This is a genomic window from Rhizobium sp. Rhizsp42, assembly GCF_047304155.1.
Classification (GTDB): domain Bacteria; phylum Pseudomonadota; class Alphaproteobacteria; order Rhizobiales; family Rhizobiaceae; genus Rhizobium.
Window position 1 is genome coordinate 1 of record NZ_JBGLYS010000030.1, and the last position, 24,650, is coordinate 24,650.

Below are 24,650 nucleotides of genomic sequence, written 5' to 3' on the forward strand. Positions count from 1 at the left end.
TTTTATTTCCCCCGGGGGGCCCTCCGCGCCCCTATCATTCGCCGGGGCGCGGGGGGGGGGGGCGGGGGGGCCGCCGGCCCGGGGCCCGCGCCATCTTGTTGCCCTCGAGCGCCGTGACGATCGAGGCGCTTTCGCCGGGCGTGTTCAGGAGGATCGATGTCGTGGAGCCGCCATACATGCCGCCATAATAGATGCCGGCGAACATGATCAGCGAGCCGGTCGCGTCGAGCTGGTAGGTGACGGGCAAAAGAAGCGCCACTGTTGTGGCCGGGCCGATGCCGGGCAACACGCCGACCATGGTGCCGAGCGTGACGCCGATCAGCGCATAGAGCAGGTTCATCGGCTCCATCGCCGAGACCAGGCCCTGTAGAAGAAATTCGAATGTGCTCATGATGCTACTCTCAAGGCTCCCGTCAATGGATCAGGTGTTCCAGCGGTCCCGCCGGAAGCGAAAGCTGAAGCACAACGGCAAAAAGCCAGTAGATGCCGAGACAGATGACGATGCCGACAGGAATGCTGATCCAGATCCTGCGGGCGCCGAAGCCGGCGGCGGCAAGTCCGAACAGGGCGCCTGTGGCGATCGAAAAGCCGAGCGGCCGGATCAGCACCATCTGCGCGACGAGACCGGCAACGACCCAGACCACCGGGCCAAACTCCTGGCGCTCGCGCTCGGGGAAATCGCGACGGAACGCGGCAAAGACGGTCCAGATCCCCAGGCCGACGAGAACGTAGGCGATCCAGTGCGGCACCGTCGCCGGGCCGACCTGCGAATAGCCCGTCGTCTCGTTGAGGCGCGCCACGTCGAAGAAGACGACGGCCGCCATGGCGACCAGCACGGCGGCAATAACAAGCGCCGCCCAATCAGGGCGGCGCTGTTGCGATGTCACTTGGTTTTCGGGGTTCATTTAACCAGTCCGATGTCTTTCAGGATCGTTTCCGTCGCGGAAATGTCCTGCGCGAGCTGTGCTTCGAATTCCGGACCGGAGAGATAGGTGTCCATCCAGCCCTTGGTCTTCAGGTTGTCCTGCCAGGTCTTCGACTTGGCGAGCTTCTCGACATCATCGGTCACGGCCTTCTTCTGCTCGTCGGTAAGGCCGGGAGCAGCGGCAACCATGCGCCAGTTCTGCAGCACGACGTCGAAGCCGGATTCCTTCAGCGTCGGCGCATCGATGCCGTCGACCTTCTTGTCGGCAGAGATCGCCAGCAGGCGCAGCGCGCCAGCCTTGATCTGGCCTTCGAATTCGCCATAGGACGATACGCCGGCCGTCACCTGACCGCCGAGGATGGCGGCCAGAGCCTCGCCGCCGCCGGAAAAGGCGATGTAGTTGATCTTGGTCGGATCGGCACCGGCCGCCTTGGCGAGCAGACCGACGAGAATGTGGTCGGTGCCGCCGGCCGAACCGCCGCCCCAGGAAACCGCACCCGGATTTTCCTTCAGCTTGGCGACGAGATCGGCGACCGTCTTGATATCGGAATTCGCCGGCACGACGATGGCCTCGTATTCGCCGGTCAGACGGGCGATCGGGGTAACGTCCTTGAGGGTCACCGGCGACTTGTTGGTCAGGATGGCGCCGACCATGACATAGCCGCCGACGAGCAGGGCGTTCGGATTGCCCTTCTGCTGGCTGGCGAACTGGGCGATGCCGATCGTGCCGCCGGCGCCCGGCACGTTCATGACCTGAACTTTGCCGGAAATCTTCTCGCTCTGCAGCGAGGTCTGCATGGTGCGGGCCGTCTGATCCCAGCCGCCGCCGGGAGCGGCAGGCGCCATGATCGAATAGTCGGCGGCATAGGCCGGCAGCGCGATGGCCGCCGCGAAAATGCTGGTCAGGAAAATATGCTTCAAGAGACTGTCCTCCATGAGCGCGGTCTGTGACCGCGCGTTGTTCTCGATCGGATCGGAAAGGACAGCGCGCATGGATGCGAAAGCGCATCCGAAATATCTGGCGAAACTCCTCCCGAAACTTCCCCTATCCGCCTCCACGGAGTTGAAGTTCGTCAAAAGGGACCACAACAAGCTGTCATTTAGCTGACACCCCGCGCTTATCCAGTCAGGATGGACACTTTTTTGCCGCAATTCGAATTTGCGCCAGAAACAGCGGATTTCTCGTGCGCGCAGGGAACCCTTGTCGCCTTTCGACGTTAGACTGATGTAATAGGGGAATTTGCGCCATGAGCACGCACATCGACATCAACCAGATCAACGACGACCGCCAGAATGACCGCCTGCGGGAAGTGTGGAGCGTCGCCGATTTTTCGCGCCGTCACCGGCTGGAAAAGGAAGAGGAGCAGCGTCTTCTCAAGCTCTTCGGCTCGTTTGCGACCAAGCAGGAACTGCTCTCGAACGCCCAGCGCCCCTGCCGCTTCCGCTAACAAGCGGAGCGCAGCGCGAACAGGTCAAAACACCCATCCCCGGCGGACACCGCGGGCGCGCTATCGAGTGGCCCGCACATAGGGCATCATACGACGCCGAGGCGGACCTACTTTAACATCAGACAAATGAGATTTTAGAGAGCCGCCCGGCGTCTCACGACGCCAGCGGCATCAGGAAGCGCGGCGAGATCAGCGATTTACCGAAACGGATCGCGGCCGCGTAATCGAGCGCTTCCGATACCTTCTCCGGCCAATGCGGCTTGGAGACGACGCCGACGGCGCTGCGGCTGTTGCGCACCATCTCGGGATTGCCAGTGACGAAGACGACGGTCACGCCATGCTCGCTGGAAAGACGCTCGGCGATCGCGGGGCCGGTCACGCCATCGGCAAGCTGCACATCCACCAGCGCCACTTCTGCCTGCTCGGCAAGCTCCAGCGCTTCGTCCAGCGTTCGGGCCGGGCCGATGACGGTGTGACCGAGATCCTCGACGATGGATTCGAGATCGAGCGCGATCAACAATTCGTCTTCGACAATAAGAATATTCATGCGGTAGTGCCCATATCTGTGGAATGCATGCCAGCCTGAAACTCGAAAACGCGTGACGCCGCGATTGGTTCCCGACCTTTCCAATTTCCTAATATGGAGCCCGAGGGTTAAAAGAATAGTAGCCGCGCCATACCAATTTTGGGCTTTAAATGTTCAATACAAATCCCGGATGTCCCGGCAAAACCGATGAAATCGGGCGAAAATATACTTATGCAACCCATCCGATATAAATGCACCAAAACAACACGCCCAGCGCTTATCTGACGCTGATTTAGCACTTACTGCGTGCGCAGCACCTCGTTCCAATGCGCGATCAGCCGCGCCCGCTTCACCTGGTCGAGATAGACCATCAGGCCGGGGCTGACAGGCACGGGCCTCAACTGCGCACCGAGCAGCGCCTGCATGGTGTTGGCGGTGTTTTCGCCTGTTACTTCGGGGCTGACGGCCGGGATCTGCAGCTCGCGCGCCATGATCGTCTGCCCCTCCTTCGACATGAAGAAGGAAAGATAGCGCCGCCCGAGCTCCGGATTGGCCGCCGCCTGCGGCACCAGCCCGATCCGGGACATCACGACCGTATAGTCCTTCGGCAGCACGATGCCGACCTCTGGATGGCGCTTGGCCCAATCCGCCGCGTATGAGCCGAGAATATTGTAGCCGAGCACGAAACGCCCGTCGGAGACCCGCTCCAGGATCGCCGAGCTCGTCGAATAAAGCTTCACCCCCGCCGCCCCCATGGCGCCGATGACCGACCAGATATCGCCGAATTGCTCCTGGTCACGCGCCATGAACAGGAAGCCGACGCCGGAGCGCTCGATATCATAGGTGCCGATCCGCCCATGCACCGCATCGCCCTTGCGCTTCAGATAATCGACGAACTCGGCGCGTGAGCTCGGCGGCTGTTCATTGACGAAGCTCGGCTTGTGATAGACGAAGACGGCCGGCTCGAAGGTCAGCGCATAGGCGGTGTTGCGCCAGTTCGCCCATTTTGGCCAGATCCCGCTCATCGGCAGGTTGCTCGGCTGCGCATAGCCGTCGTTGGAAAGCTTCACCTGCAGGTCCATCGCCGACGAAAAGGCGAAATCCGCCGTCGGCTTCCCCGCGTCCGTCTCCTGCACGATGCGATCGTAAATCTCCCCGGTCAGCATGTCCTCGTAGGTGACGGCGACGTCGGGATTTGCCTCCTGAAATCCGCGGATCATCGGCTGCGCCAGCGGCTCGTCCAGCGACGAATAGACGACGAGCACGGGTGCCCCGGCATTGCCCGACACCGCCGGATAGAAGATCGGCTCCGCCAGGGCCAAGCCCGGACAGAGCAACATCAACGCAAGTAGTGGCAGTCTCCTCATGCGATGAGAATGCATGACTGCGCGATCAGGCACAAGTGAGCACCACCCGCGCTATCCAGCGGCGCGCGATGCCGCCCATGCTCAATGCCCGCCCAAAGGCGTAACTGTCGCGCGCGACAATCAGCGCCAAAGACGTTAGACTTCCCGCGACCCAGTTGCCCTATCACGCGGAGGCCGCATTGGAGCGACGACTGACAGCCATTCTCGCCGCCGATGTCGTCGGTTATTCCAGGCTGATGGGAATCGACGAGGCTGGCACGCTGAAGGCCTTCAACCGTCACCGCGTCGAGCTAATCGAGCCGGCGATCCTCGAATATGGCGGCCGGGTGGTGAAGCTGCTCGGCGATGGCCTGCTGGTGGAATTCGGAAGTGTCGTCAACGCGGTTGCCTGCGCCGTCGAAATCCAACGCGGCATCGCGGTCAGTAATGCCGAGGTGCCCGAGGAACGCCGCATCCGCTTTCGCATCGGCGTCAATCTCGGCGATGTCATCGTCGAGGGCGGCGATATCTTCGGCGACGGCGTCAATGTCGCCGCTCGTCTCGAAGCCGTCGCGGACCCCGGCGGCATTGCAGTCTCCTCCTCGGTCCGCGACCATGTCGGCGCCCGTCTCGACCTGCGCTTCGAGGATCGCGGCCGTCAGACGCTGAAGAACATCGAGCAGAAGGTCCATGTCTACGCCGTGCTCGTCGATCTCCCCGATCAGAGCACAGGCGTGGCGTCCGAAACGCCCATCGCCGGCACGCGCTCGATCGTCGTGCTGCCCTTCACCAACATGAGCGGCGACCCGGATCAGGAGTATTTTTCCGACGGCCTGACGGAAGACATCATCACCGATCTATCGAAGATCTCGGGCCTGCTGGTCACCCCGCGCAACACCACCTTCGCCTACAAGGGCCGGGCCATGAAGATTGGCCAGATCGCCTGCGAGCTCTCGGTGCGCTATGTGCTGCAGGGCAGCGTGCGCACATCCGGCGGCCGCGTGCGCATCAGCGCCCAGATGATCGACGCCAGCAACGAGGACCACCTCTGGGCCGATCGCTACGACCGCGACCTCACCGACATCTTCGCCATCCAGGACGAGATCGCCCATGCGATCGTCGGCCAGCTGAAGGTCAAGATGCGCCCGGAGGAAGTGCGCGCGCTGGAAAGCGACCCCACCACCAATGTCGAGGCCTACACCTACTATCTGCGCGGCCGCAAATTCGCCCGCACCATGACCATGTCCTATCTGATCATGGCGAGGCGCATGTTCTACAAGGCAGTCGAGCTCGATCCGAATTATGCCCGCGCCTATGCCGGCATCGCCGATTGCGACAGCGCGCTTTACATCTGGTACGCCGCCGAGCTGCCGATCGACGAGATCCTCGAGATGACCGCCAAGGCGCTGGCGCTGGACCCCAATCTCGCCGAAGCCCATGCCGCCCGCGCCATCGCGTTGCATCACGCCGCCCGCGACGGAGAAGCGGACATCTATTTCGCCAAGGCGCTGGCGCTCGATCCCAATCTCTTCGAGGCCAATTTCCACTTCGCCCACCGCCTGTTCAAGCGTGGCCAGTTCGAGGATGCGATCATCTATTTCGAGCGTTCCGCCAGCCTCTACGGCGATGACTACGTCTCCCCGGTCCTGCTCGCCGCGGCCTTCCGCTCGCTCGGACTGCCCGAGGATGGCCGCAAATGGGCAGCAGAAGGGGCGGTTCGCGCCGAGCGCGCCGCCGAACAGAACCCCGGCAACTCCGCCCCCGTCCACCGCGCGGCACTTGCCTACGCGCAGATCGGCGACACCAGGCGCGCCATCTCCTGGATCAACCGCGCGCTCGCTATGGACCCGCACGACGTCATCACCCGCTACAACGCCGTCTGCGTCCACGCTCTGCTCGGAGAAGCCGACCGCGCCGTCGAGCATATGCAGCAATTGCTGCCCAACAGCTCCTCCTACCAGATCGGCTGGTTCGAAAACGATTCAGACCTCGACAACATCCGCTCCGACCCGCGCTTCATCGAGCTGATGGCAGCCATCGCTGAGCAGTGAAGCCATAAAAAGCGCATCGTGACATCGCCAGCGCCGCCCTGTAGTCTCCGGCGAGATCGAGGGGAGGATCCGTGCGCATTCTACTGGTGGAGGACAATATCGCGCTGGCTGACGGGCTGTCGGCCATTCTGCGCGGCACCGGCCATGCCGTCGATGTCGTGAACGACGGCGCATCCGCCAATGCGGTGACGGCGGCCGAGAGCTTCGACCTCGTGGTTCTCGATCTCAACCTGCCCGAGATGGACGGCCTAGACGTGCTGCGCGCCATGCGCGCCCGCCAGAACCAGGCCGCCGTCCTCATCCTCACCGCGCGCGGGACCCCGGAAGAGCGCGTCAAAGGCCTCGACCTTGGCGCCGACGACTACCTGATCAAGCCCTTCGACATCTCCGAATTCGAGGCCCGTGTGCGCGTCCTCCTGCGCCGCCAGGCCGGCCTGCATTCGGCCACCGTCAGCTTCGGCGGCCTGTCGCTCGATCTGAATTCGCGCGCCTTCTTCTCAGGCGGCACGCCGCTCGATATCCCCGCCCGCGAACTCGGCCTGCTCGAAATCCTCTTCATGCGCGCCGGCAAGGTGGTTGCCAAGGAAGCGATCATCCAGTCGCTCACCGCCTTCGACGACGACATCTCCGCCAACGCCATCGAGCAATATGTGAGCCGCCTCAGAAAGCGTCTCGCCCCGCATGGGCTCACGGTGAAGACCGCGCGGGGGATCGGCTACTATCTCGACAAGCTGCCCGAGCCCGCATCCGATATGACCGCCCCCGAGGCCTCATGACGTCGGCCTATTCGCTCCGCCGCCGCCTCCTTTTCTGGCTGCTGATCTCCACCGCCGTCATCGGCATCGTGGCGCTGGCCGATACCTACCGCGAAGCCGTGCAGACCTCCAACATCGTCTCCGACCGCGTTCTCGCCGGCTCGGCGCTGGCAATCGCCGAGCGCGTCGTGGTCGCCGAGGACGGCTCGTTGCAGGTCGACATCCCCTATGTCGCGCTGGAAATGCTGACATCGGCGGCGCAGGACCGCGTCTTCTACCGCGTCGACGGCCCACCCGGCCACTTCATCACCGGCTACCAGGCGCTCCCCGTCATCAAGGACACCAAAGGCGAAGGTGCTGCCTTCGCCGACAATCGCTTCCGCAACGAACCGATCCGTGTCGCGACCCTCAACCGCTCGGCCTCGACGGGCATCCGCTCGGTTCCCTTCACCGTCACCGTCGCCGAAACCACCATCGCCCGCCGCCAGCTCGCCCGCGCCATCCTGCTACGCTCGGCGCTGCGCCTCTCCGTGATGATCCTCGGCGCCGCCATCATCGTCTGGATCTCGGTAACGGTAGCGCTGCGCCCGCTCTACAAGCTGCGTGACGCAATCGGCGAACGCAGCCCCGACGACCTGCACCCGATCGAGCAATCCGTGCCCAGCGAAGTGCAGCCGCTGGTCGATACCGTCAACGGCTTCATGATCCGGCTGGAGCAGGCGCTGGACGCGCTGCGCAACTTCACCGGCAATGCCAGCCATCAGCTCCGCACCCCGCTCGCCATCATCCGCACGCAACTTGCGTTGTCTGCCCGCGCCACCTCGCTCGCCGACGCCCAGGCCGTGGCGCTGAAGGGCGACCAGGCCGTGGCGCATGCCGAGCGCGTGCTCGCACAGCTGCTGCTGATGGCGAAGATCGACGCCGCCACCTCGCGCGAGGCACTGACGGCGACCGCCATCGACCTCACCGCCATCGCCCAGGAGATCACCGGTGAGCTCATCCCGATAGCATCCGCCGCCGGCATCGATCTCGGCTTTGAGTGCGACGGGCCGGAGATGATCCGCGCCGAACCGCTTCTGATCGGCGAACTCCTGCGCAACCTCACAGGCAACGCCATCGCCTATGCCGGCCACGGCGCCGAAGTCACCGTCCGCATTCGTGGTCTCGACGATGCCGTGCTGCTCGAAGTCGAAGACAACGGCCCCGGCATCCCGCCCGACCAGCTCGCCGCCGTCCGCCGCCGCTTCTCCCGCGCCGACCAATCCGGCGCCCCAGGTGCTGGATTGGGCTTGCCGATCGTCGAGGAGATTTGCGGGTTGTTCAATGCCAGGCTCGACCTAGTTCCCGGTGGTGATGGACGAGGGTTGAAGGCAGTGGTGATGTTTCCGCGGAGCTGACGCAGCCTCCCTCCCGGTTACTCTGCAGCGGCGAACGACACGCCGCTCGTCAGCGCCGCGGTCAGCGCCATCATCATCCGCCGGATCAACGGCTCCAAGTTCACGCCCGCCTTCATCGCGGCTTCGACATGGGCGGGATGGACATAAACAGTCACGGCGTCGCGAACGACTTCGGCGGCAGCGCCGATATCGTCAACCGTGAATTCCTTGCGCCGCACGCCGTCTTCGATGATCGCGGCGAGGAGCCGTGTCATCGCCGCCGCATAGGTCCGCACGAGTTCCGGCCGCTCGTCGACGATCCGCCGGTAGAGCTGGTAGACCTCGAAATCATCGACGAAGTTCTCCCGCTTGCGGCGGTGCAGCGCAAGCACCAGGCCCAAAAGGCGCTCGGCCGCCGGCACCGTGGACGCGACGAAGCGCTCCGCCAGCGCCTCTTCGTCCTTCATCGCAGCAGCGACGATTGCGTCGAAGACCTCGGCCTTGGAGCGGAAATGCCGGTAAATCGTGGTGTGCGAGGTGCCTAAAGCCTTGGCGATGTCGACGATATTCGTCTTCACATGCCCGTGGCGTCTGATCTGCGCGGCAGCCACATCCAAGATCTTCGTCGTTGTCAGGCCGTCGTCGGCCATATTCGTTTCCTTGCTCATGGCTCTCCATAACCCAGTTGCCGTCGCATTTCCACAACGAACAAATTTCATATTTTGTTCGTTGAATTTTGTTCGAGCATGATTTACATCATCTCCAGGAAACAGGAGGTGCAACATGGCCGACATCGAAATCAGAAGACGCATTGCCTTCGTAACTGGCGGGTCCGGCTTCGTCGGCGGAAGGCTGATCCGGGCACTGGTCGCCCGAGGCTGGGACGTGCGCGCGCTGGCGCGAAGCAGCGCAAGCATGGCCGCCGTTGCGGCACTCGGCGCCACACCGGTCTCAGGCGATATCGGCAACCGCGAAGCCCTGTCGGCGGGTCTCGAAGGCTGCGACGTCGTCTTCCACGCCGCCGCCATGTTCAAGCTCTGGGGCACGCGTCGCGAGTTTGACGCCGTCAATGTCGATGGCATGGACAATCTGATCGCCGCAGCGGTCGCCGCTTCCTCGGTGCGCAAGCTGATCTACGTCAGCGCCGCGGCGGTCGTCATGGGCGATCCGGTCGCCTTGGTCGAGATCGACGAGACCGCACCGACGCAGCAGCGCGGCTTCGCGCCCTACAACAGTTCAAAGGCCGAAGCAGAAGCGCGCCTGCTGGCCGCCAACAATCGCCGTCCGGGCTTTGAAACGATGGCGATCCGCCCGCCGATGATCTGGGGCAAGGACATGCCCATGCTGGAGCAGATGGCAGCCACCGTCCGCAAGGGGCAATGGCAATGGGTGGGTGGCGGCACGCAGGCCATGTCCACCTGTCACGTCGACAACCTCGTCGAAGCGCTGCTGCTAGCGGCCGATAGCGGGCGTGGCGGGCAGGCCTATTTCGTCGCCGATGACGAAAAGGGCACATTGAAGAGCGTGCTGAGCGCGCTTTTGGCCACGCAGGGCGTCACGGCGAAGGATAAATCCGTCTCCTTTGCAATGGCCTGGCGACTGTCCACCGTGATGGAAATGATCTGGCGGTTGCTGCATCTCGGCGGCGAGCCACCGCTCACCCGCCAGATGCTGCAATTGATCGGCAAACCCTTCACGCTGCGCACCGACAAGGCTCAGCGTCATCTCGGTTATGAACCGCGCTTGACCTGGCAGGAGGGGATCGATGCCATGTCGCGCTCCTGAAGAAAAAAAGCGGGTTCCGCCCAGTGGGTGACATGACCGGCTTCGGCGGATAGCGCCGTAAGCCGGCTCCCCTTCCGCCTTGCATTCTCTCGCTGCATTGCACACACTGCACCCGGGAACAGCAAATGCCGTACAACGATGCGGCCGCGGATAAGGCAGTCCATGTCGATCAAAGCCAGCATTCATCACCTGACGCATTACAAATACGACAAGCCGGTCCGCCTCGGGCCCCAGATCATCCGCCTCAAGCCCGCGTCGCATTCCAAGACGCGGGTGATCAGCCATTCGCTGAAGGTCTCGCCGGCGAACCATTTCGTGAACCTGCAGCAGGATCCCTACGGCAATTATCTGGCCCGCTACGTCTTTCCCGACCCGGTGACCGAGTTCAAGATCGAGGTCGATCTCGTCGCCGACATGACGGTCTACAACCCCTTCGATTTCTTCATCGAGGAGAGCGCCGAAATGTGGCCCTTCTCCTATCCCGAGGAGATCAGGGACGACCTGAAGATCTACATGCAGCCGCAGCCGGTGGAGCCGGCGCTGGCAGCCTATCTCTCAGGCATCGACCGCACGCCGATGCGAACCACCGATTTCATCGTCGGCCTCAATGCGCGTCTCAAGAACGACGTGGAATATGTCATCCGCATGGAGCCCGGCGTGCAGTCGCCGGAGGAGACGCTGAAGCTGGCGCTCGGCTCCTGCCGCGACAGTAGCTGGCTGCTGGTCGAAATCCTGCGCAATCTCGGCTTCGCCGCCCGTTTCGTTTCCGGCTATCTCATCCAGCTGACGCCGGATCTGAAGGCGCTGGACGGCCCCTCCGGCACCGAGGTCGATTTCACCGATCTCCACGCCTGGGCGGAAGTCTACATCCCCGGCGCCGGCTGGATCGGGCTCGACCCGACCTCGGGCCTCTTGACCGGCGAAAGCCACATCCCGCTTGCCGCCACCCCGCACTATAGCAACGCCGCCCCGATCTCCGGCGCGCTCTACGGCCACGCCAACACCGAATTCGCCTTCGATATGAAGGTCACGCGCGTCGCCGAACATCCGCGCATCACCAAGCCTTTCTCCGACGACAGCTGGGACGAGCTAAATGCGCTCGGCGCCAAGGTCGACAGCATCCTGCAAGCAGAAGACGTTCGCCTCACCATGGGCGGCGAGCCGACCTTCGTCTCGATCGACGATTTCGAATCCGCCGAATGGAACACCGAGGCCGTCGGCCCGACCAAGCGCGAAAAGGCCGATATCCTGATCCGCAAGCTGCGCGAGCGCTTCGCCCCGGGCGGCTTCCTGCATTACGGTCAGGGCAAGTGGTATCCCGGCGAAAGCTTGCCGCGCTGGACCTTCTCGCTCTACTGGCGCAAGGACGGCAAGCCGATCTGGCGCAATCCCGAGCTCATCGCCGGCGAAGGCAAGGACACCGGCGTCGCGGCCGACGACGCCGCCAACCTCCTCGGCGCCATCGCTCGCGAACTGGCCATCGACACCGACATGGTGCTGCCGGCCTATGAGGACCCGGCCGAATGGATCCTCAAGGAAGGCAGCCTCCCTGACAATGTCGATCCCTCCAATTCCAAGCTCAAGGACCCGGAAGAGCGCAACCGCATCGCCCGCGTTTTCGAGCGCGGCCTGACCACGCCGACAGGCTATATCCTCCCCGTGCAGGCCTGGAACGCCCAGGCATCCGGCCAGCGCTGGATGAGCGAGCGGTGGAAGACCCGTCGCGGCAAGATCTTCCTCGTGCCTGGCGACAGCCCCGTTGGCTACCGCCTGCCGCTCGGCACCCTGCCCTACGTGCCGCCCGCCCGTTTCCCCTATATTCACCCCGCCGACCCCTCTATCCCCCGCACGCCTCTGCCCGATGTCTTCGTGCCCTCGGGCCGCGCCATGCCGGAAGCCTCGCGCCATAGCGAGGAGGCCGGCCAGAGCCGCGTCGAGCAGACGCTGGGCGAGATCGGCGGCGCGGTGCGCACCGCCATTTCGGTGGAGCCGCGCGACGGCCGGCTTTGCGTCTTCATGCCGCCGGTCGAGCGCATCGAGGATTATCTTGAACTGATCGCGGCCGCAGAGAACGCCGCCGCCGAGCTCGGCCTGCCCGTCCATATCGAGGGCTATTCGCCACCGCAGGACGAGCGCATCAACGTCATCCGCGTCGCTCCCGACCCCGGCGTCATCGAGGTCAACATCCACCCGGCCTCCAACTGGCAGGACTGCGTGGCGATCACCAGCGTCGTCTATGAGGAAGCGCGCCAGTCGCGCCTCGGCGCCGACAAGTTCATGATCGACGGCCGCCACACCGGCACCGGCGGCGGCAATCATGTGGTAGTCGGCGGCGCCAATCCCGGCGACAGCCCGTTTCTCCGCCGTCCCGACCTGCTGAAGAGCCTCGTGCTGCACTGGCAGCGCCATCCCTCGCTCTCCTACATGTTTTCAGGCATGTTCATCGGCCCGACCAGCCAGGCGCCGCGCATCGACGAGGCCCGCCACGACAGCCTCTACGAGCTGGAAACCGCACTCGCCCAGATCCCCGCGCCCGGCAAGGGTGTCACACCCCTGCCCTGGATCACCGACCGCCTGTTCCGCAACCTCCTGATCGACGTCACCGGCAACACCCACCGCGCCGAGATCTGCATCGACAAGCTGTTTTCGCCCGACGGGCCGACCGGCCGCCTCGGCCTCGTCGAGTTCCGCGGCTTCGAAATGCCGCCGAACGCGCGCATGTCGCTGGCGCAGCAGCTTCTTGTTCGCGCTCTCATCGCCCGCTTCTGGCAAAACCCGGCCGATGGCCGTTTCGTGCGCTGGGGCACCACGCTGCACGACCGCTTCATGCTGCCCCACTTCGTCTGGCAGGATTTTCAGGACGTGCTGGCCGATCTCAAGCAGAACGGCTTCGACCTCAGCCCGGAATGGTTCAAGGCGCAGCTCGAATTCCGCTTCCCCTTCTGCGGCGAAGTCGAATACGAGGGCTCGAAGCTGGAGCTGCGCCAGGCGCTGGAGCCCTGGAACGTCATGGGCGAGGAAGGCGCGATCGGCGGCACCGTGCGCTATGTCGACAGCTCCGTCGAGCGCCTGCAGGTGCGGCTCGAGACCAGCAATTCGTCCCGCTACACCGTCACCTGCAACGGCCGCACCGTGCCGCTGACGCCGACGGGAACGGCCGGCGTCTCGGTCGCCGGCGTCCGCTTCAAGGCATGGCAGCCGGCGTCGGGATTGCACCCGCTACTGCCGGTCAACACGCCCCTTACCTTCGACATTTATGATACATGGTCGAAGCGTTCGATCGGCGGCTGCATCTATCATGTTGCCCATCCGGGCGGGCGTAACTATGACACCTTCCCGGTCAATGGTAACGAAGCCGAAGCTAGGCGTCTGGCGCGATTCGAGCCATGGGGGCATACATCGGGCGGCTATATCCCCGCGATCGAGACCGGATCGCCGGAGTTCCCGCTGACGCTGGATCTGAGAAGACCGGCAGGCATTTAGACGCATTAGACTAGGGGTTCATGGGCAAGAAACCGGCAAGAGAGCTGCGGCAGCAGAAGAGCGAGCGCATCGGCAACGAGGCGGTGCTCGGCTATCGCCCGCCGCCCGGCGTCGCCGACGAGATGGTCGACCAGAACGGCGCGATCCGCCCGGTCTGGCAGCGCTTCATGGCGCATCTGAGCGGCATGCCGGAAAAGGACCTGACCGAGCGCTTCGCCCGCGCCGACCGCTATCTCCGCGATGCCGGCGTCTTCTACCGCGCCTATGGCAGCACCGGCAGCGCCGAGCGCTCCTGGCCGCTCTCGCCCATCCCCGTTCTGATCGACGAGCGTGAATGGGAGAGCCTGTCTGAAGGCCTCGTCCAGCGCGCCGATCTCCTAGAAGCGATCGTCGCCGATATCTATGGCGACAACAGGCTGGTCGAGGATGGCGTGCTGCCGCCGGCGCTGATTGCCTCCAATCCGGAGTTCCAGCGGCCGCTCGTCGGCGTCAAGCCGGCCGGCGGCCACTATCTGCATTTCTGCGCTTTCGAGGTCGGCCGTGGCCCCGATGGCAACTGGTGGGTTCTGGCAGACCGCACCCAGGCCCCATCAGGCGCCGGCTTCGCGCTGGAAAACCGGGTGGCGACCACCCGCGCCTTCTCCGACATCTACGCCGAAACCCCGGTGCACCGGCTCGCCTCCTTCTTCGGCGCATTCCGCGATGCACTGCAGGGCATGAAGCATAGCGGCGACGACCGCATCGCGGTTCTGACCCCCGGCCCCGCCAACGAGACCTATTACGAGCACGCCTATATCGCCCGCTATCTCGGCTTCATGCTGCTCGAAGGCGAGGACCTGACCGTCGTCAACGGCAAGGTGATGGTGCGCACCGTCTCCGGCCTGAAGCCGATCACCGTGCTCTGGCGCCGCCTCGATTCCGCCTATGCCGATCCACTCGAGCTCAACCAGACCTCGCACATCGGCACGCCGGGCCTCGTGGAGGCGCTGCGCGCCGAAAGCGTCACCATCGTCAATGCGCTCGGAAGCGGCATCATCGAGACCCGCGCGCTGCTCGCCTTCATGCCCACCATCTGCCGCCGCCTCTTCGGCGAGGAGCTGAAGATGCCGTCGATCGCCACCTGGTGGTGCGGCCAGAAGAGCGAGCGCGACCATGTCGCCCAGAACATCGAGAAGATGGTGATCGGCCCGGCCTATTCGCGCGCGCCCTTCTTCGACGACAACGGCGAATCCGTGCTCGGCTCGGCCCTGCGCGCCACCGCCCGCGATTCCATCGGCGATTGGCTGAATACCGACGGCCCCAAGCTCGTCGGCCAGGAAGCCGTGACGCTCTCGACCACGCCCAGCTGGGTCAACGGCAAGCTGGTGCCGCGGCCGATGTCGCTGCGCGTCTTCGCCGCCCGCACAAAGAACGGCTGGCAGATCATGCCCGGCGGCTTCGCCCGCATCGGCGCCGGCGACGACGTGGCGGCGATCGCGATGCAGTCGGGTGGTGCCGCCGCCGACGTCTGGATCGTTAGCGACAAGCCCGTCGAGCGCCACACGCTGCTGCCGACGGAGGCGAGCTTCACCCGCAACATGCCGGGCAGCCTGCCCAGCCGCGCCGCCGACAATCTCTTCTGGCTCGGCCGCTACATCGAGCGCGCCGAAGGGGCGCTGCGCATCCTGCGCGCCTGGCACGCCCGCTTCGCCGAGGCCGCCGATCCGAGCCAGCCGCTGCTTGCCGATGTCAGCGCCTATCTCGCCGCCGTCGATATCGACACCGAGGACGCGGTACCCGACACGCTGCTGCGCAACATCGACAGCGCCGTCTATTCGGCGAGCAACATCCGCGACCGTTTCTCGCCGGATGGTTGGCTGGCGCTGACCGATCTTGCCAAGACCGCCCGCCGCTTCCACGCGACAGTGTCGCCGGGCGACGACGCCAGCCATGCGATGACGATCCTGTTGCGCAAGCTCGCGGGCTTCGCCGGTCTCGTGCATGAAAACATGTACCGCTTCACCGGATGGCGCTTCCTGTCGCTCGGCCGCCATATCGAGCGCGCACTGCACATGACCCGCCTGCTCGGCCACATGGCCGGCCCCGAAGCGCCCGATGGCGCGCTCGACATGCTGCTCGAGATCGGCGACAGCGTCATGACCCACCGCCGCCGCTACAACGTCAACACCGCGCGGCTGACCGTCACCGACCTGCTTGCGCTCGACGGGCTGAATCCGCGCTCGATCCTCTTCCAGATGAACGAGATCCTGCGCGAGGTCGAGCAGCTGCCGAATGCGCTGAACAACGGCCAGATGTCGCCCTTCTACCGCGAATCCATGCGCCTGCGCTCCGGCCTCGCCGTCATGACGCCCGAGACGATGACCGACGACGTCTATCGCAGCCTCGAACGCGAGCTCGAAAACCTCTCCGATCTCCTCGCGCAAACCTATCTGGGGTGATTACGTGCTCTACGATCTGTCGCTGCACATGGGCTATAGCTACGATTGGCCGGCCTCCGGCGCCCGCCACATCATGCGCCTTCTGCCGCTCTCGCTGCCCGATCGCCAGCGCCTGATCGCGGGCTCCATCAAGGTCTCGCCGACGCCGGACGAGCAGTCGAATTTCACCGATTTCTTCGAGCACCCCGCGACCTCCTTCATGGTCCGCGCGCCGCACGAGAAGCTCGATATCCGCATGCACGCCCGCGTTCAGGTCGAGAGCCACTCGATCACGGCCGATTTCTCCCCCGTGCTGGCCGATCTGCCGGAGGAGATAGCAGGCGTCTGGTCGCTGAAGCCGGGCTCGCCGCATCATTTCCTCGGCAACAGCCCGCGCCTGATCGAAACGCCCATCATTTCGGATTACGCCCAAGGCGTCGTCCAGCCCCGGTTGACCGTGCTGGAGATCGCCACAGCGCTCTGCGCCGCGATCCACAAGGACTTCACATACGACGCCGAGGCGACCAACGTCGATACCACGCCGATCGAGGCCTTCCGGCTGAAACGCGGCGTCTGCCAGGATTTCTCACATGTGATGATCCAGGCGCTGCGCAGCCTCGGCATACCCGCGGGCTACGTCTCCGGCTTCCTGCGCACCATCCCGCCGCCGGGCAAGGAGCGTCTCGAAGGAGCGGACGCCATGCATGCCTGGGTGCGCGTCTGGTGCGGCGAGACGACCGGCTGGGTGGAGCTAGACCCCACCAACAACATCCCCGCCGGCACCGACCACATCGTCGTCGGCTACGGTCGCGACTACTCCGACGTCGCCCCCGTCATCGGCGTACTGAAGAGCTATGGCGGCCAGCGCGCCGTGCAGGCGGTGGATGTCATTCCGGTGAAGTAGGGCCTCTGACGCAGGGCCGGAGGCCGACATCGAACGAAAGCGCACGAGAAAGCGACAATTCGCTAAAATTAGATCAGACTCATAAAGCTGACCTAAATGAAGATGGTCCAAGGATATTCGCATACTTTGGAAAACCATCCCGGTGAACATGATGCGCGCCTTGTCCCTGCTGAAGACCACTATCTCCCGTCTCAAGAATGATCGTGGCGGCAACTTCGCCATGGTGACGGCGTTGATCGCCACCCCGCTGCTTCTGGCGGGCGGCGCTGCGATCGATTTTTCCAATGCGTCCGCGCAAAGGACAAATCTGCAGGAAATTGCCGACGCAACCGCGCTCGAAGGCGGCAAGATCTTCGACGGTACCAATCTTGCCACAGCCACCACCACGGCCCAGGCCTTCCTGAAGGGCTACTCCGCGCAGATGCCGAGCAATGTCAAATCGAGCATGACCGCCGATGGACGGACGTTCAAGGTTGCCTTGAGCGCTGCGGTCGATACCTCGCTGATGAAGATCGCCAATTACAACTCGATCCCGATCAGTGCCGACGCAGCAGCAATCGCACCGATGAAGCCGCAAAAAATCACGCTGACACCGACCAATGCGCAAGGCTTTTGGTACAAGGTCGTCTCGATCATCGTCGTGCGCCCGGACACGACCGCTGAGGTCGTACTCGGCACTTATACCTATCAACCGACAACGCAGACTAATAGCGGCCAGGGTACGAAGGTCATGAGCCCCTCTGGAGCGATCGATCTCGGCAAATATACCAAGCTGGTTCTGAAGATGGACATCAAGACCGACGGCTGCCCGCTCGGCGCCTATGCGACGGTCAACAGCAAGAAAGACGTCACCTGCAACGTTATCGACCCCAAGGATAAGAACAAGAGCCAATACTCCGGCTACTTCTCCTACAACAACACACTCAGAACCGACAATCCGGACACCAGCAACTACCTGTTTGTCGACGGTAAGCAGATGCCCCAGGGCATCAACTTCCCGCTGGAAAAATACTTCGGTTGCGCGAAGCCGCAAAGTCACGCTTGGGAAGACGGCGGTGGTTGGGATCGTCAGGACATCTTCTACACCATCTCGTCGGATTGCACCGCTACCGACAGCAACTACGTTCGCCTGACGCAGTAACATCGATTTCATCGCTCGAAAAAGCCGCCCCGAACCAATCCGGGGCGGCTTTTTTGTTGTCGTGAAACGTCGGGGACGGCCACGTCGCATGACGCAATGATGATGCATGAAAGCAACAGCGTCGGACGCAGTTTCGCGGAAAGGCGAGCCCCGCCCGAATTCGTGTTGGAAAGCAACATTTCGTTAAAATTGAAGCAACCCCGTAAAAACAACCTCAACATGTTGGGCGCATCACTGCCACATTCTTAAAAGCAACTATTCGGGTGAGCATGATGAACACCTTACTATTTATGATGAATGGCATTTCCCGGCTGATAGCCAATCGGGACGGAAATTTCGCGATCACGACGGCGTTCGTGATTCCGGTCCTGTTCGGCGCGGGAAGCCTCGCTGTCGATGTAGCCAGTGCGGCAATGTCGAAGCGGCAATTGCAGGAAGCGGCCGATTCCGCCGCGCTCGCCACGGCATCGGCGCTGGCCGACGGCAAGATCGATACCTCAGGGGCTACCGCCTTCGCCAAGGATTTCATCGCCGGCCAGATGGCGAACTATCTTTCCGACACCACAGAGCTGAAGGACGCCACGACCGCCACGGCGACGAAGTCGACCTCGGGCGCCGCGACCAGCTACAGCGTCAGCATTTCGTCGAACTACACGATGCAGTTCAGCGGCCTAGCCCAGGTCGCGGGTTTCAAGACAACGAAGATCGGGGTATCGAGCCAGACGGCCGGCGGCTATTCCGAGACGCAAGGCTCCGTCTCCATGTTCCTCGCGCTGGATAAGTCCGGCTCGATGGACTACGCGACATCGACGGTCAACGCCGAGCAGTCGACCAAGACCACTCAATATACATACACCGAAACATATACCTATGAGTGTGGCACCCAAAGGAGGCCGAAAACCTGCACGGGAACACGACAGGCCACCGGCACGAAAACGGAAACAAACTACTACTCGAAGATCGAAGCGCTCAAGCTTGCCGTTGCCAGCTTGATGGGGCAGCTGAACACCGCCGATCCATCACACATCTATGCCCGCACGGGCGCGGTGTCCTATGACATCAATACCTATGCGGAAAGCAAGCTTGCCTGGGGCACAGCCGCCGCAAAAGACTACGTCGACGCGCTTGAAGCCGACGGGGGCACCAACTCGAGCGGCGCCGTCAATGTCGCCTTCACATCGCTAACGGCCAAGAACGCGGCCGGCAACGACAACGAAGACGCAACGCACATGGCGAAGACGAAACAGCTGCCGAAGAAATACATCGTCTTCATGACCGATGGCGACAACAACAACGACAAGTGGGGCGGCCGTTCATACGACACGAACACCAAGAAGACCTGCGATGACGCCAAGGCCAAGAGCATCGAGATCTACACCGTCGCCTTCATGGCCCCCACGACCGGCCAGGCCCTGCTGAAATATTGCGCGACCGACGCCTCGCATTACTTCCAGGCCGAAAGCATGGCCGACCTCCTGGCCGCCTTCAAAAAGATCGGCGCCAAGGCCGCCAACCAGACCACGCGCCTGATCAACTGATCGCCCCATCCCGCAAAACAAAAAAGCCGCTCCGGAACAAACCGGAGCGGCTTTTCGTTGTTGTGCAATCCGGTCTATCAAAATCAGAAAGCCGATAAAAATCAAGTTCTTTCCGTCGTCCACGGGTGCCCCGCGTCAATTTTTCCGTTTGCCGGTTTTCCCTTGTTGCAAGTGCGTAGTAACGGTGCATAAACTGCATCGCTAGTGCGTGAGTAAATCGATTGAAGTACGTATAACCTACTGAAACCAAAACAGAATTGGCGAGCCCTGACGATGACCACCGTTTCGAAGCCCACCATCCCCTCTCCCGCACCGCGCAGTTCCAAGCCGGAAATTCTCGCAGAAGAAATCATCGAGCGTCTGACCTACCGCATCGGCAAGGATGCCAAGGTCGCCAAGCCGCATGACTGGCTGACCGCGACGATCCTCGTCATCCGCGACCGCATCATCGACAAGTGGATGGAATCGACCCGCAAGGTCTACGCCACGGGCGCCAAGCGCGTTTATTATCTATCGCTGGAATTCCTCATCGGCCGCCTGATGCGCGATGCCGTGTCCAACCTCGGCCTGATGGAAGAGGTACGCGACGCGCTCGCTTCGCTCGGCGTCGATGTATCAGTCATCGCTGGCCTTGAGCCGGACGCAGCGCTCGGCAATGGCGGTCTCGGCCGTCTCGCCGCCTGCTTCATGGAGAGCATGGCAACCGTCGACGTGCCCGCCTATGGCTACGGCATCCGCTATGTCCACGGCCTGTTCCGCCAGCAGATGGCCGATGGCTGGCAGGTCGAGCTGCCGGAAAGCTGGCTCGCCCATGGCAACCCCTGGGAATTCGAGCGCCGCGAAAGCGCCTATGAAATCGGCTTCGGCGGTTCGGTCGATGTGGCCAACGGCGCCGATGGCGAACCGCGCTATGTCTGGAAGCCGGCCGAGCGCGTCATCGCCGCCGCCTTCGACACGCCCGTCGTCGGCTGGCGCGGCAAGCGCGTCAACACGCTGCGTCTCTGGTCGGCCCAGCCGATCGACCCGATCCTGCTCGACGCCTTCAACGCCGGCGACCATATCGGCGCGCTGCGCGAGAGCAACAAGGCCGAAAGCCTGACCCGCGTTCTCTACCCGGCCGACGCCACCCCTGCCGGCCAGGAACTGCGCCTGCGCCAGGAGTTCTTCTTCTCGTCCGCCTCGCTGCAGGACATCCTGCGCCGCCATCTGCAGCAATATGACGATTTCACCTCGCTGCCCGACAAGGTGGCGATCCAGCTGAACGACACCCATCCGGCCGTCTCCATCGCCGAACTGATGCGCCTGCTCTGCGACGTTCACGGGCTGGAGTTCGACCAGGCCTGGGACATCACCCGCGGCACCATCGCCTACACCAACCACACGCTTCTGCCCGAAGCGCTGGAAAGCTGGCCTGTGCCGCTCTTCGAGCGTCTCCTGCCGCGCCACATGCAGATCATCTACGCGATCAACGCCAAGGTTCTGCTTGAGGCCCGCAAAACCAAGAACTTCTCCGACACCGAAATTCGCTCGATCTCGCTGATCGAGGAAGGCGGCAGCCGCCGGGTGCGCATGGGCAACCTCGCCTTCGTCGGCTCGCATTCGATCAACGGCGTCTCGGCGCTCCACACCGACTTGATGAAGGTCACGGTCTTCGCCGACCTGCACAAGCTCTATCCCGACCGCATCAACAACAAGACCAACGGCATTACCCCGCGCCGCTGGCTGCAGCAGTGCAATCCGGGTCTGACGGGCCTGATCCGCGAGGCGATCGGCGACGATTTCCTCGACGATGCCGAAAAGCTGCGCGCGCTCGACAAGTTCGCCACCGACAGCGCCTTCCAGGAGAAGTTCGCCGCCGTCAAGCGCAACAACAAGGTGGCGCTCGCCAATCTGGTTGCATCGCGCATGGGCGTGAAGATCGATCCGTCGGCGATGTTCGACATCCAGATCAAGCGCATCCACGAATACAAGCGCCAGCTCCTTAATGTCATCGAGGCCGTCGCGCTTTACGACCAGATCCGCTCGCGTCCCGAACTGGACTGGGTACCGCGCGTAAAGCTCTTCGCCGGCAAGGCGGCGCCGAGCTATCACAACGCCAAGCTGATCATCAAGCTGATCAACGACGTCGCCCGCACCATCAACAACGACCCGGCCGTGCGCGGCCTGCTCAAGGTCGTCTTCGTGCCGAACTACAACGTCTCGCTGGCCGAGGTCATGGTTCCGGCCGCCGACCTCTCCGAGCAGATCTCGACCGCCGGCATGGAAGCGTCGGGCACCGGCAACATGAAGTTCGGCCTCAACGGCGCGCTCACCATCGGCACGCTCGATGGCGCCAATGTCGAAATGCGCGACAATGTCGGCGAGGACAACATCAAGATCTTCGGCCTGCGCGCCGATGAGGTCGCCAACCTGCGCACCGATGGCCACAACCCGCGCGCCATCATCGAAGGCTCGCACGAGCTGGCTCAAGCGCTCTCGGCCATCGGCTCCGGCGTCTTCTCGCCGGATGACCGCAACCGCTATTCTGAGCTGATCGAGGGCATCTATTCGCACGACTGGTTCATGGTCGCCGCCGACTTCGATGCCTACGCCCAGGCCCAGCGCGAAGTCGACGAACTCTGGAACGACAAGTCCGCCTGGAGCGAAAAGACCATCCGCAACACCGCCCGCATGGGCTGGTTCTCGTCGGACCGCACGATCCGGCAGTATGCCAAGGAAATCTGGAGAGCCGGATGAAAACGCCGAAGGCGACCCCTGAAGTCAAGCTTCCCTGGGAAATTTCGGCAGATGAAATAGCGGCAATCCTTGCTGGCGCGCATTCCAATCCGTTTGCCGTTCTGGGCGTCCACAAATCGGGCAGCGTTTACGTTGCCCGATGCTTCATTCCCGGCGCCGAAGAGGTCACCGCGATGTCGCTCGACGGCACCGCGATCGGCGATCTGGCGCTCCAGCATCCGGATGGCTTCTTCGCCGGCACCATCTCCGTCAACAAGCAGGTGCCGGTGCGCTATCGCGCCCGCCGCGGCGACGCCGAATGGGCCGTCACCGACCCCTACAGCTTCGGCCCCGTTCTCGGGCCGATGGACGATTACTATGCCCGCGAGGGATCCGATTTGCGTCTCTTCGACAAGATGGGCGCACACTGGATCAAGCATGAGGGCGCGCAGGGCATCCACTTTGCCGTCTGGGCGCCGAATGCGCAGCGCGTCTCGGTCGTCGGCGATTTCAACAATTGGGATGGCCGCCGCCACGTCATGCGGCTTCGATCAGGCGCCGGCATCTGGGAAATCTTCGCCCCCGATGTGCCCACAGGCGTCGCCTACAAGTTCGAGATCCGCGGCCAGGACGGCGTGCTCTTGCCGCTCAAGGCTGACCCCTTCGCGCGCCGCAGCGAGCTGCGCCCGAAGAACGCCTCGGTCACCACGCCTGAACTTCTGCAGGAGTGGGAAGACGAAGCCCACCTCAAGCATTGGAGCGAGATCGACAAGCGCCGCCAGCCGATCTCCATCTACGAGGTGCATGCCGGCTCCTGGCAGCGCCGCGACGACGGCACGTTCCTCTCCTGGGACGAGCTCGCCGCCCGCCTCATCCCCTACTGCGTCGACATGGGCTTCACCCATATCGAGTTCCTGCCGATCACCGAGCATCCCTATGATCCGTCTTGGGGTTACCAGACGACGGGCCTCTATGCCCCCACCGCCCGCTTCGGCGAGCCCGAGGGTTTCGCCCGCTTCGTCAACGGCGCCCACAAGGTCGGCATCGGCGTCATCCTCGACTGGGTGCCGGCGCATTTCCCGACCGACGAACATGGCCTCGGCTGGTTCGACGGCACGGCGCTTTACGAGCACGAGGACCCGCGCAAGGGCTTCCACCCCGACTGGAACACGGCGATCTACAATTTCGGCCGAACAGAGGTCGTGTCCTATCTCGTCAACAACGCGCTCTACTGGTCCGAGAAGTTCCATCTCGACGGCCTGCGCGTCGATGCCGTCGCCTCGATGCTCTACCTCGATTACTCCCGCAAGCACGGCGAGTGGATCCCCAACGAATATGGCGGCAACGAAAACCTTGAGGCCGTCCGCTTCCTGCAGAACATGAACACCCGCATCTATGCCGAGCACCCCGGCGTCATGACCATCGCCGAGGAATCGACGTCATGGCCCAAGGTATCGCAGCCGGTGCATGAAGGCGGCCTCGGCTTCGGCTTCAAGTGGAACATGGGCTTCATGCACGACACGCTGAGCTACATGAGCCGCGAGCCTGTCCATCGCAAGCACCACCACAACGAGCTGACCTTCGGCCTGCTATACGCCTACTCGGAAAACTTTGTGCTGCCGCTGTCCCACGACGAAGTGGTGCACGGCAAGGGCTCGCTGATCGCCAAGATGCCCGGCGACGACTGGCAGAAGTTCGCCAATCTGCGCGCCTATTACGCGCTGATGTGGGGCTATCCCGGCAAGAAGCTTCTCTTCATGGGCCAGGAGTTCGCCCAGTGGAGCGAATGGAACGAGGCCGGCTCGCTCGATTGGAACCTGCTGCAATATCGTATGCACGAGGGCATGCGCCGCCTGGTGCGCGACCTCAACTTCACCTACCGCAGCAAGCCGGCGCTGCACGCCCGCGACTGCGAGGGCGAAGGCTTCGAATGGCTAGTTGCCGACGACCACGAGAACTCGGTCTTCGCCTGGCTGCGCAAGTCGCCGGGTGAAAAGCCGGTCGCCGTCATCTGCAACATGACGCCTGTTTACCGCGAGAATTACGCCGTCAGGCTGCCCACCGAAGGCCGCTGGCGCGAAATCCTGAATACCGATGCCGACATCTATGGCGGCAGCGGCAAAGGCAATGGCGGTCGTGTCCAGGCGGTCAACGCCGGCGGCACCATCGTCGCATCACTGACCTTGCCGCCTTTGGCGGTTATCATGCTTGAACCTGAGACTTGAGACTGGTGGGAGGAA

General features: G+C 63.2%; 16 protein-coding genes and 2 pseudogenes. 12 read left to right on the top strand and 6 right to left on the bottom strand.

Going from position 1 to position 24,650, the window contains the following annotated elements; translation table 11 throughout:
* Positions 1-64: 64 nt before the first annotated feature.
* The 3 genes and pseudogenes from ACCD05_RS23770 to ACCD05_RS23780 form a co-directional block, all read right to left on the bottom strand.
* A pseudogene (locus tag ACCD05_RS23770) lies at positions 65-391 on the bottom strand (tripartite tricarboxylate transporter permease); the annotation flags it as partial.
* A gap of 22 nt (positions 392-413) precedes the next feature.
* Positions 414-905: a tripartite tricarboxylate transporter TctB family protein gene (locus tag ACCD05_RS23775; protein ID WP_413395776.1), complete on the bottom strand. Its 492-nt coding sequence runs from the start codon at positions 903-905 to the stop codon at positions 414-416.
* Complete coding sequence (locus ACCD05_RS23780) at positions 902-1,846, bottom strand: Bug family tripartite tricarboxylate transporter substrate binding protein (protein WP_111563451.1); 945 nt, start codon at positions 1,844-1,846, stop codon at positions 902-904. Before ACCD05_RS23780 ends, ACCD05_RS23775 begins: the two co-directional genes overlap by 4 nt.
* A 326-nt stretch (positions 1,847-2,172) precedes the next feature.
* Here ACCD05_RS23780 and ACCD05_RS23785 point away from each other — a divergent pair, with 326 nt between their 5' ends.
* Complete coding sequence (locus tag ACCD05_RS23785) at positions 2,173-2,373, top strand: hypothetical protein (protein WP_018899795.1); 201 nt, start codon at positions 2,173-2,175, stop codon at positions 2,371-2,373.
* A 154-nt stretch (positions 2,374-2,527) separates the two neighbouring features.
* Here the strand turns inward: ACCD05_RS23785 and ACCD05_RS23790 are convergent.
* Together ACCD05_RS23790 and ACCD05_RS23795 are read right to left on the bottom strand one after the other, a co-directional pair.
* Positions 2,528-2,932, bottom strand: a pseudogene (locus ACCD05_RS23790) (response regulator); the annotation flags it as partial.
* Positions 2,933-3,198: 266 nt separating this feature from the next.
* The gene (locus ACCD05_RS23795; RefSeq protein WP_413395873.1) at positions 3,199-4,239 is read right to left on the bottom strand and encodes an ABC transporter substrate-binding protein; all 1,041 of its coding nucleotides are present in this window, start codon (positions 4,237-4,239) and stop codon (positions 3,199-3,201) included.
* 206 nt (positions 4,240-4,445) lie between these two features.
* Here ACCD05_RS23795 and ACCD05_RS23800 point away from each other — a divergent pair, with 206 nt between their 5' ends.
* The 3 genes from ACCD05_RS23800 to ACCD05_RS23810 all read left to right on the top strand — a co-directional run bounded on the left by ACCD05_RS23800 (position 4,446) and on the right by ACCD05_RS23810 (position 8,448).
* A complete protein-coding gene (locus ACCD05_RS23800; RefSeq protein WP_413395778.1) occupies positions 4,446-6,296 on the top strand; it encodes a TPR end-of-group domain-containing protein in 1,851 nt (616 codons plus the stop codon).
* Between the two features lie 71 nt (positions 6,297-6,367).
* The gene (locus tag ACCD05_RS23805) at positions 6,368-7,072 is read left to right on the top strand and encodes a response regulator (RefSeq protein WP_413395780.1); all 705 of its coding nucleotides are present in this window, start codon (positions 6,368-6,370) and stop codon (positions 7,070-7,072) included.
* Positions 7,069-8,448, top strand: a complete 1,380-nt coding sequence (locus tag ACCD05_RS23810) for a sensor histidine kinase (protein ID WP_413395782.1) — start codon at positions 7,069-7,071, stop codon at positions 8,446-8,448. The genes ACCD05_RS23805 and ACCD05_RS23810 overlap by 4 nt, the downstream gene beginning before the upstream one ends.
* A gap of 17 nt (positions 8,449-8,465) precedes the next feature.
* Here ACCD05_RS23810 and ACCD05_RS23815 read toward each other — a convergent pair whose 3' ends face one another.
* A complete protein-coding gene (locus ACCD05_RS23815) occupies positions 8,466-9,095 on the bottom strand; it encodes a TetR/AcrR family transcriptional regulator (protein ID WP_413395783.1) in 630 nt (209 codons plus the stop codon).
* A gap of 115 nt (positions 9,096-9,210) precedes the next feature.
* Here ACCD05_RS23815 and ACCD05_RS23820 point away from each other — a divergent pair, with 115 nt between their 5' ends.
* The 8 genes from ACCD05_RS23820 (at position 9,211) to glgB (ending at position 24,635) form a co-directional block, all read left to right on the top strand.
* Positions 9,211-10,212, top strand: coding sequence for an NAD-dependent epimerase/dehydratase family protein (locus ACCD05_RS23820; RefSeq protein ID WP_413395785.1), 1,002 nt, complete (start codon positions 9,211-9,213; stop codon positions 10,210-10,212).
* Positions 10,213-10,374: 162 nt separating this feature from the next.
* The gene (locus ACCD05_RS23825) at positions 10,375-13,695 is read left to right on the top strand and encodes a DUF2126 domain-containing protein (protein ID WP_413395787.1); all 3,321 of its coding nucleotides are present in this window, start codon (positions 10,375-10,377) and stop codon (positions 13,693-13,695) included.
* Positions 13,696-13,715: 20 nt separating this feature from the next.
* Positions 13,716-16,133, top strand: a complete 2,418-nt coding sequence (locus ACCD05_RS23830; protein ID WP_413395789.1) for a circularly permuted type 2 ATP-grasp protein — start codon at positions 13,716-13,718, stop codon at positions 16,131-16,133.
* A gap of 4 nt (positions 16,134-16,137) precedes the next feature.
* Positions 16,138-17,016, top strand: a complete 879-nt coding sequence (locus tag ACCD05_RS23835) for a transglutaminase family protein (protein ID WP_209191685.1) — start codon at positions 16,138-16,140, stop codon at positions 17,014-17,016.
* 151 nt (positions 17,017-17,167) lie between these two features.
* The gene (locus ACCD05_RS23840; RefSeq protein WP_413395791.1) at positions 17,168-18,157 is read left to right on the top strand and encodes a TadE/TadG family type IV pilus assembly protein; all 990 of its coding nucleotides are present in this window, start codon (positions 17,168-17,170) and stop codon (positions 18,155-18,157) included.
* Positions 18,158-18,429: 272 nt separating this feature from the next.
* A complete protein-coding gene (locus ACCD05_RS23845; RefSeq protein ID WP_413395793.1) occupies positions 18,430-19,695 on the top strand; it encodes a pilus assembly protein TadG-related protein in 1,266 nt (421 codons plus the stop codon).
* A gap of 273 nt (positions 19,696-19,968) precedes the next feature.
* On the top strand, positions 19,969-22,431 hold the full coding sequence (locus ACCD05_RS23850; RefSeq protein ID WP_413395795.1) for a glycogen/starch/alpha-glucan phosphorylase: 2,463 nt from the start codon (positions 19,969-19,971) through the stop codon (positions 22,429-22,431).
* Entirely contained in the window at positions 22,428-24,635 is a 2,208-nt protein-coding gene (glgB, locus tag ACCD05_RS23855) for a 1,4-alpha-glucan branching protein GlgB (protein WP_413395797.1), read from the top strand. Before ACCD05_RS23850 ends, glgB begins: the two co-directional genes overlap by 4 nt.
* Positions 24,636-24,650 lie beyond the last annotated feature (15 nt).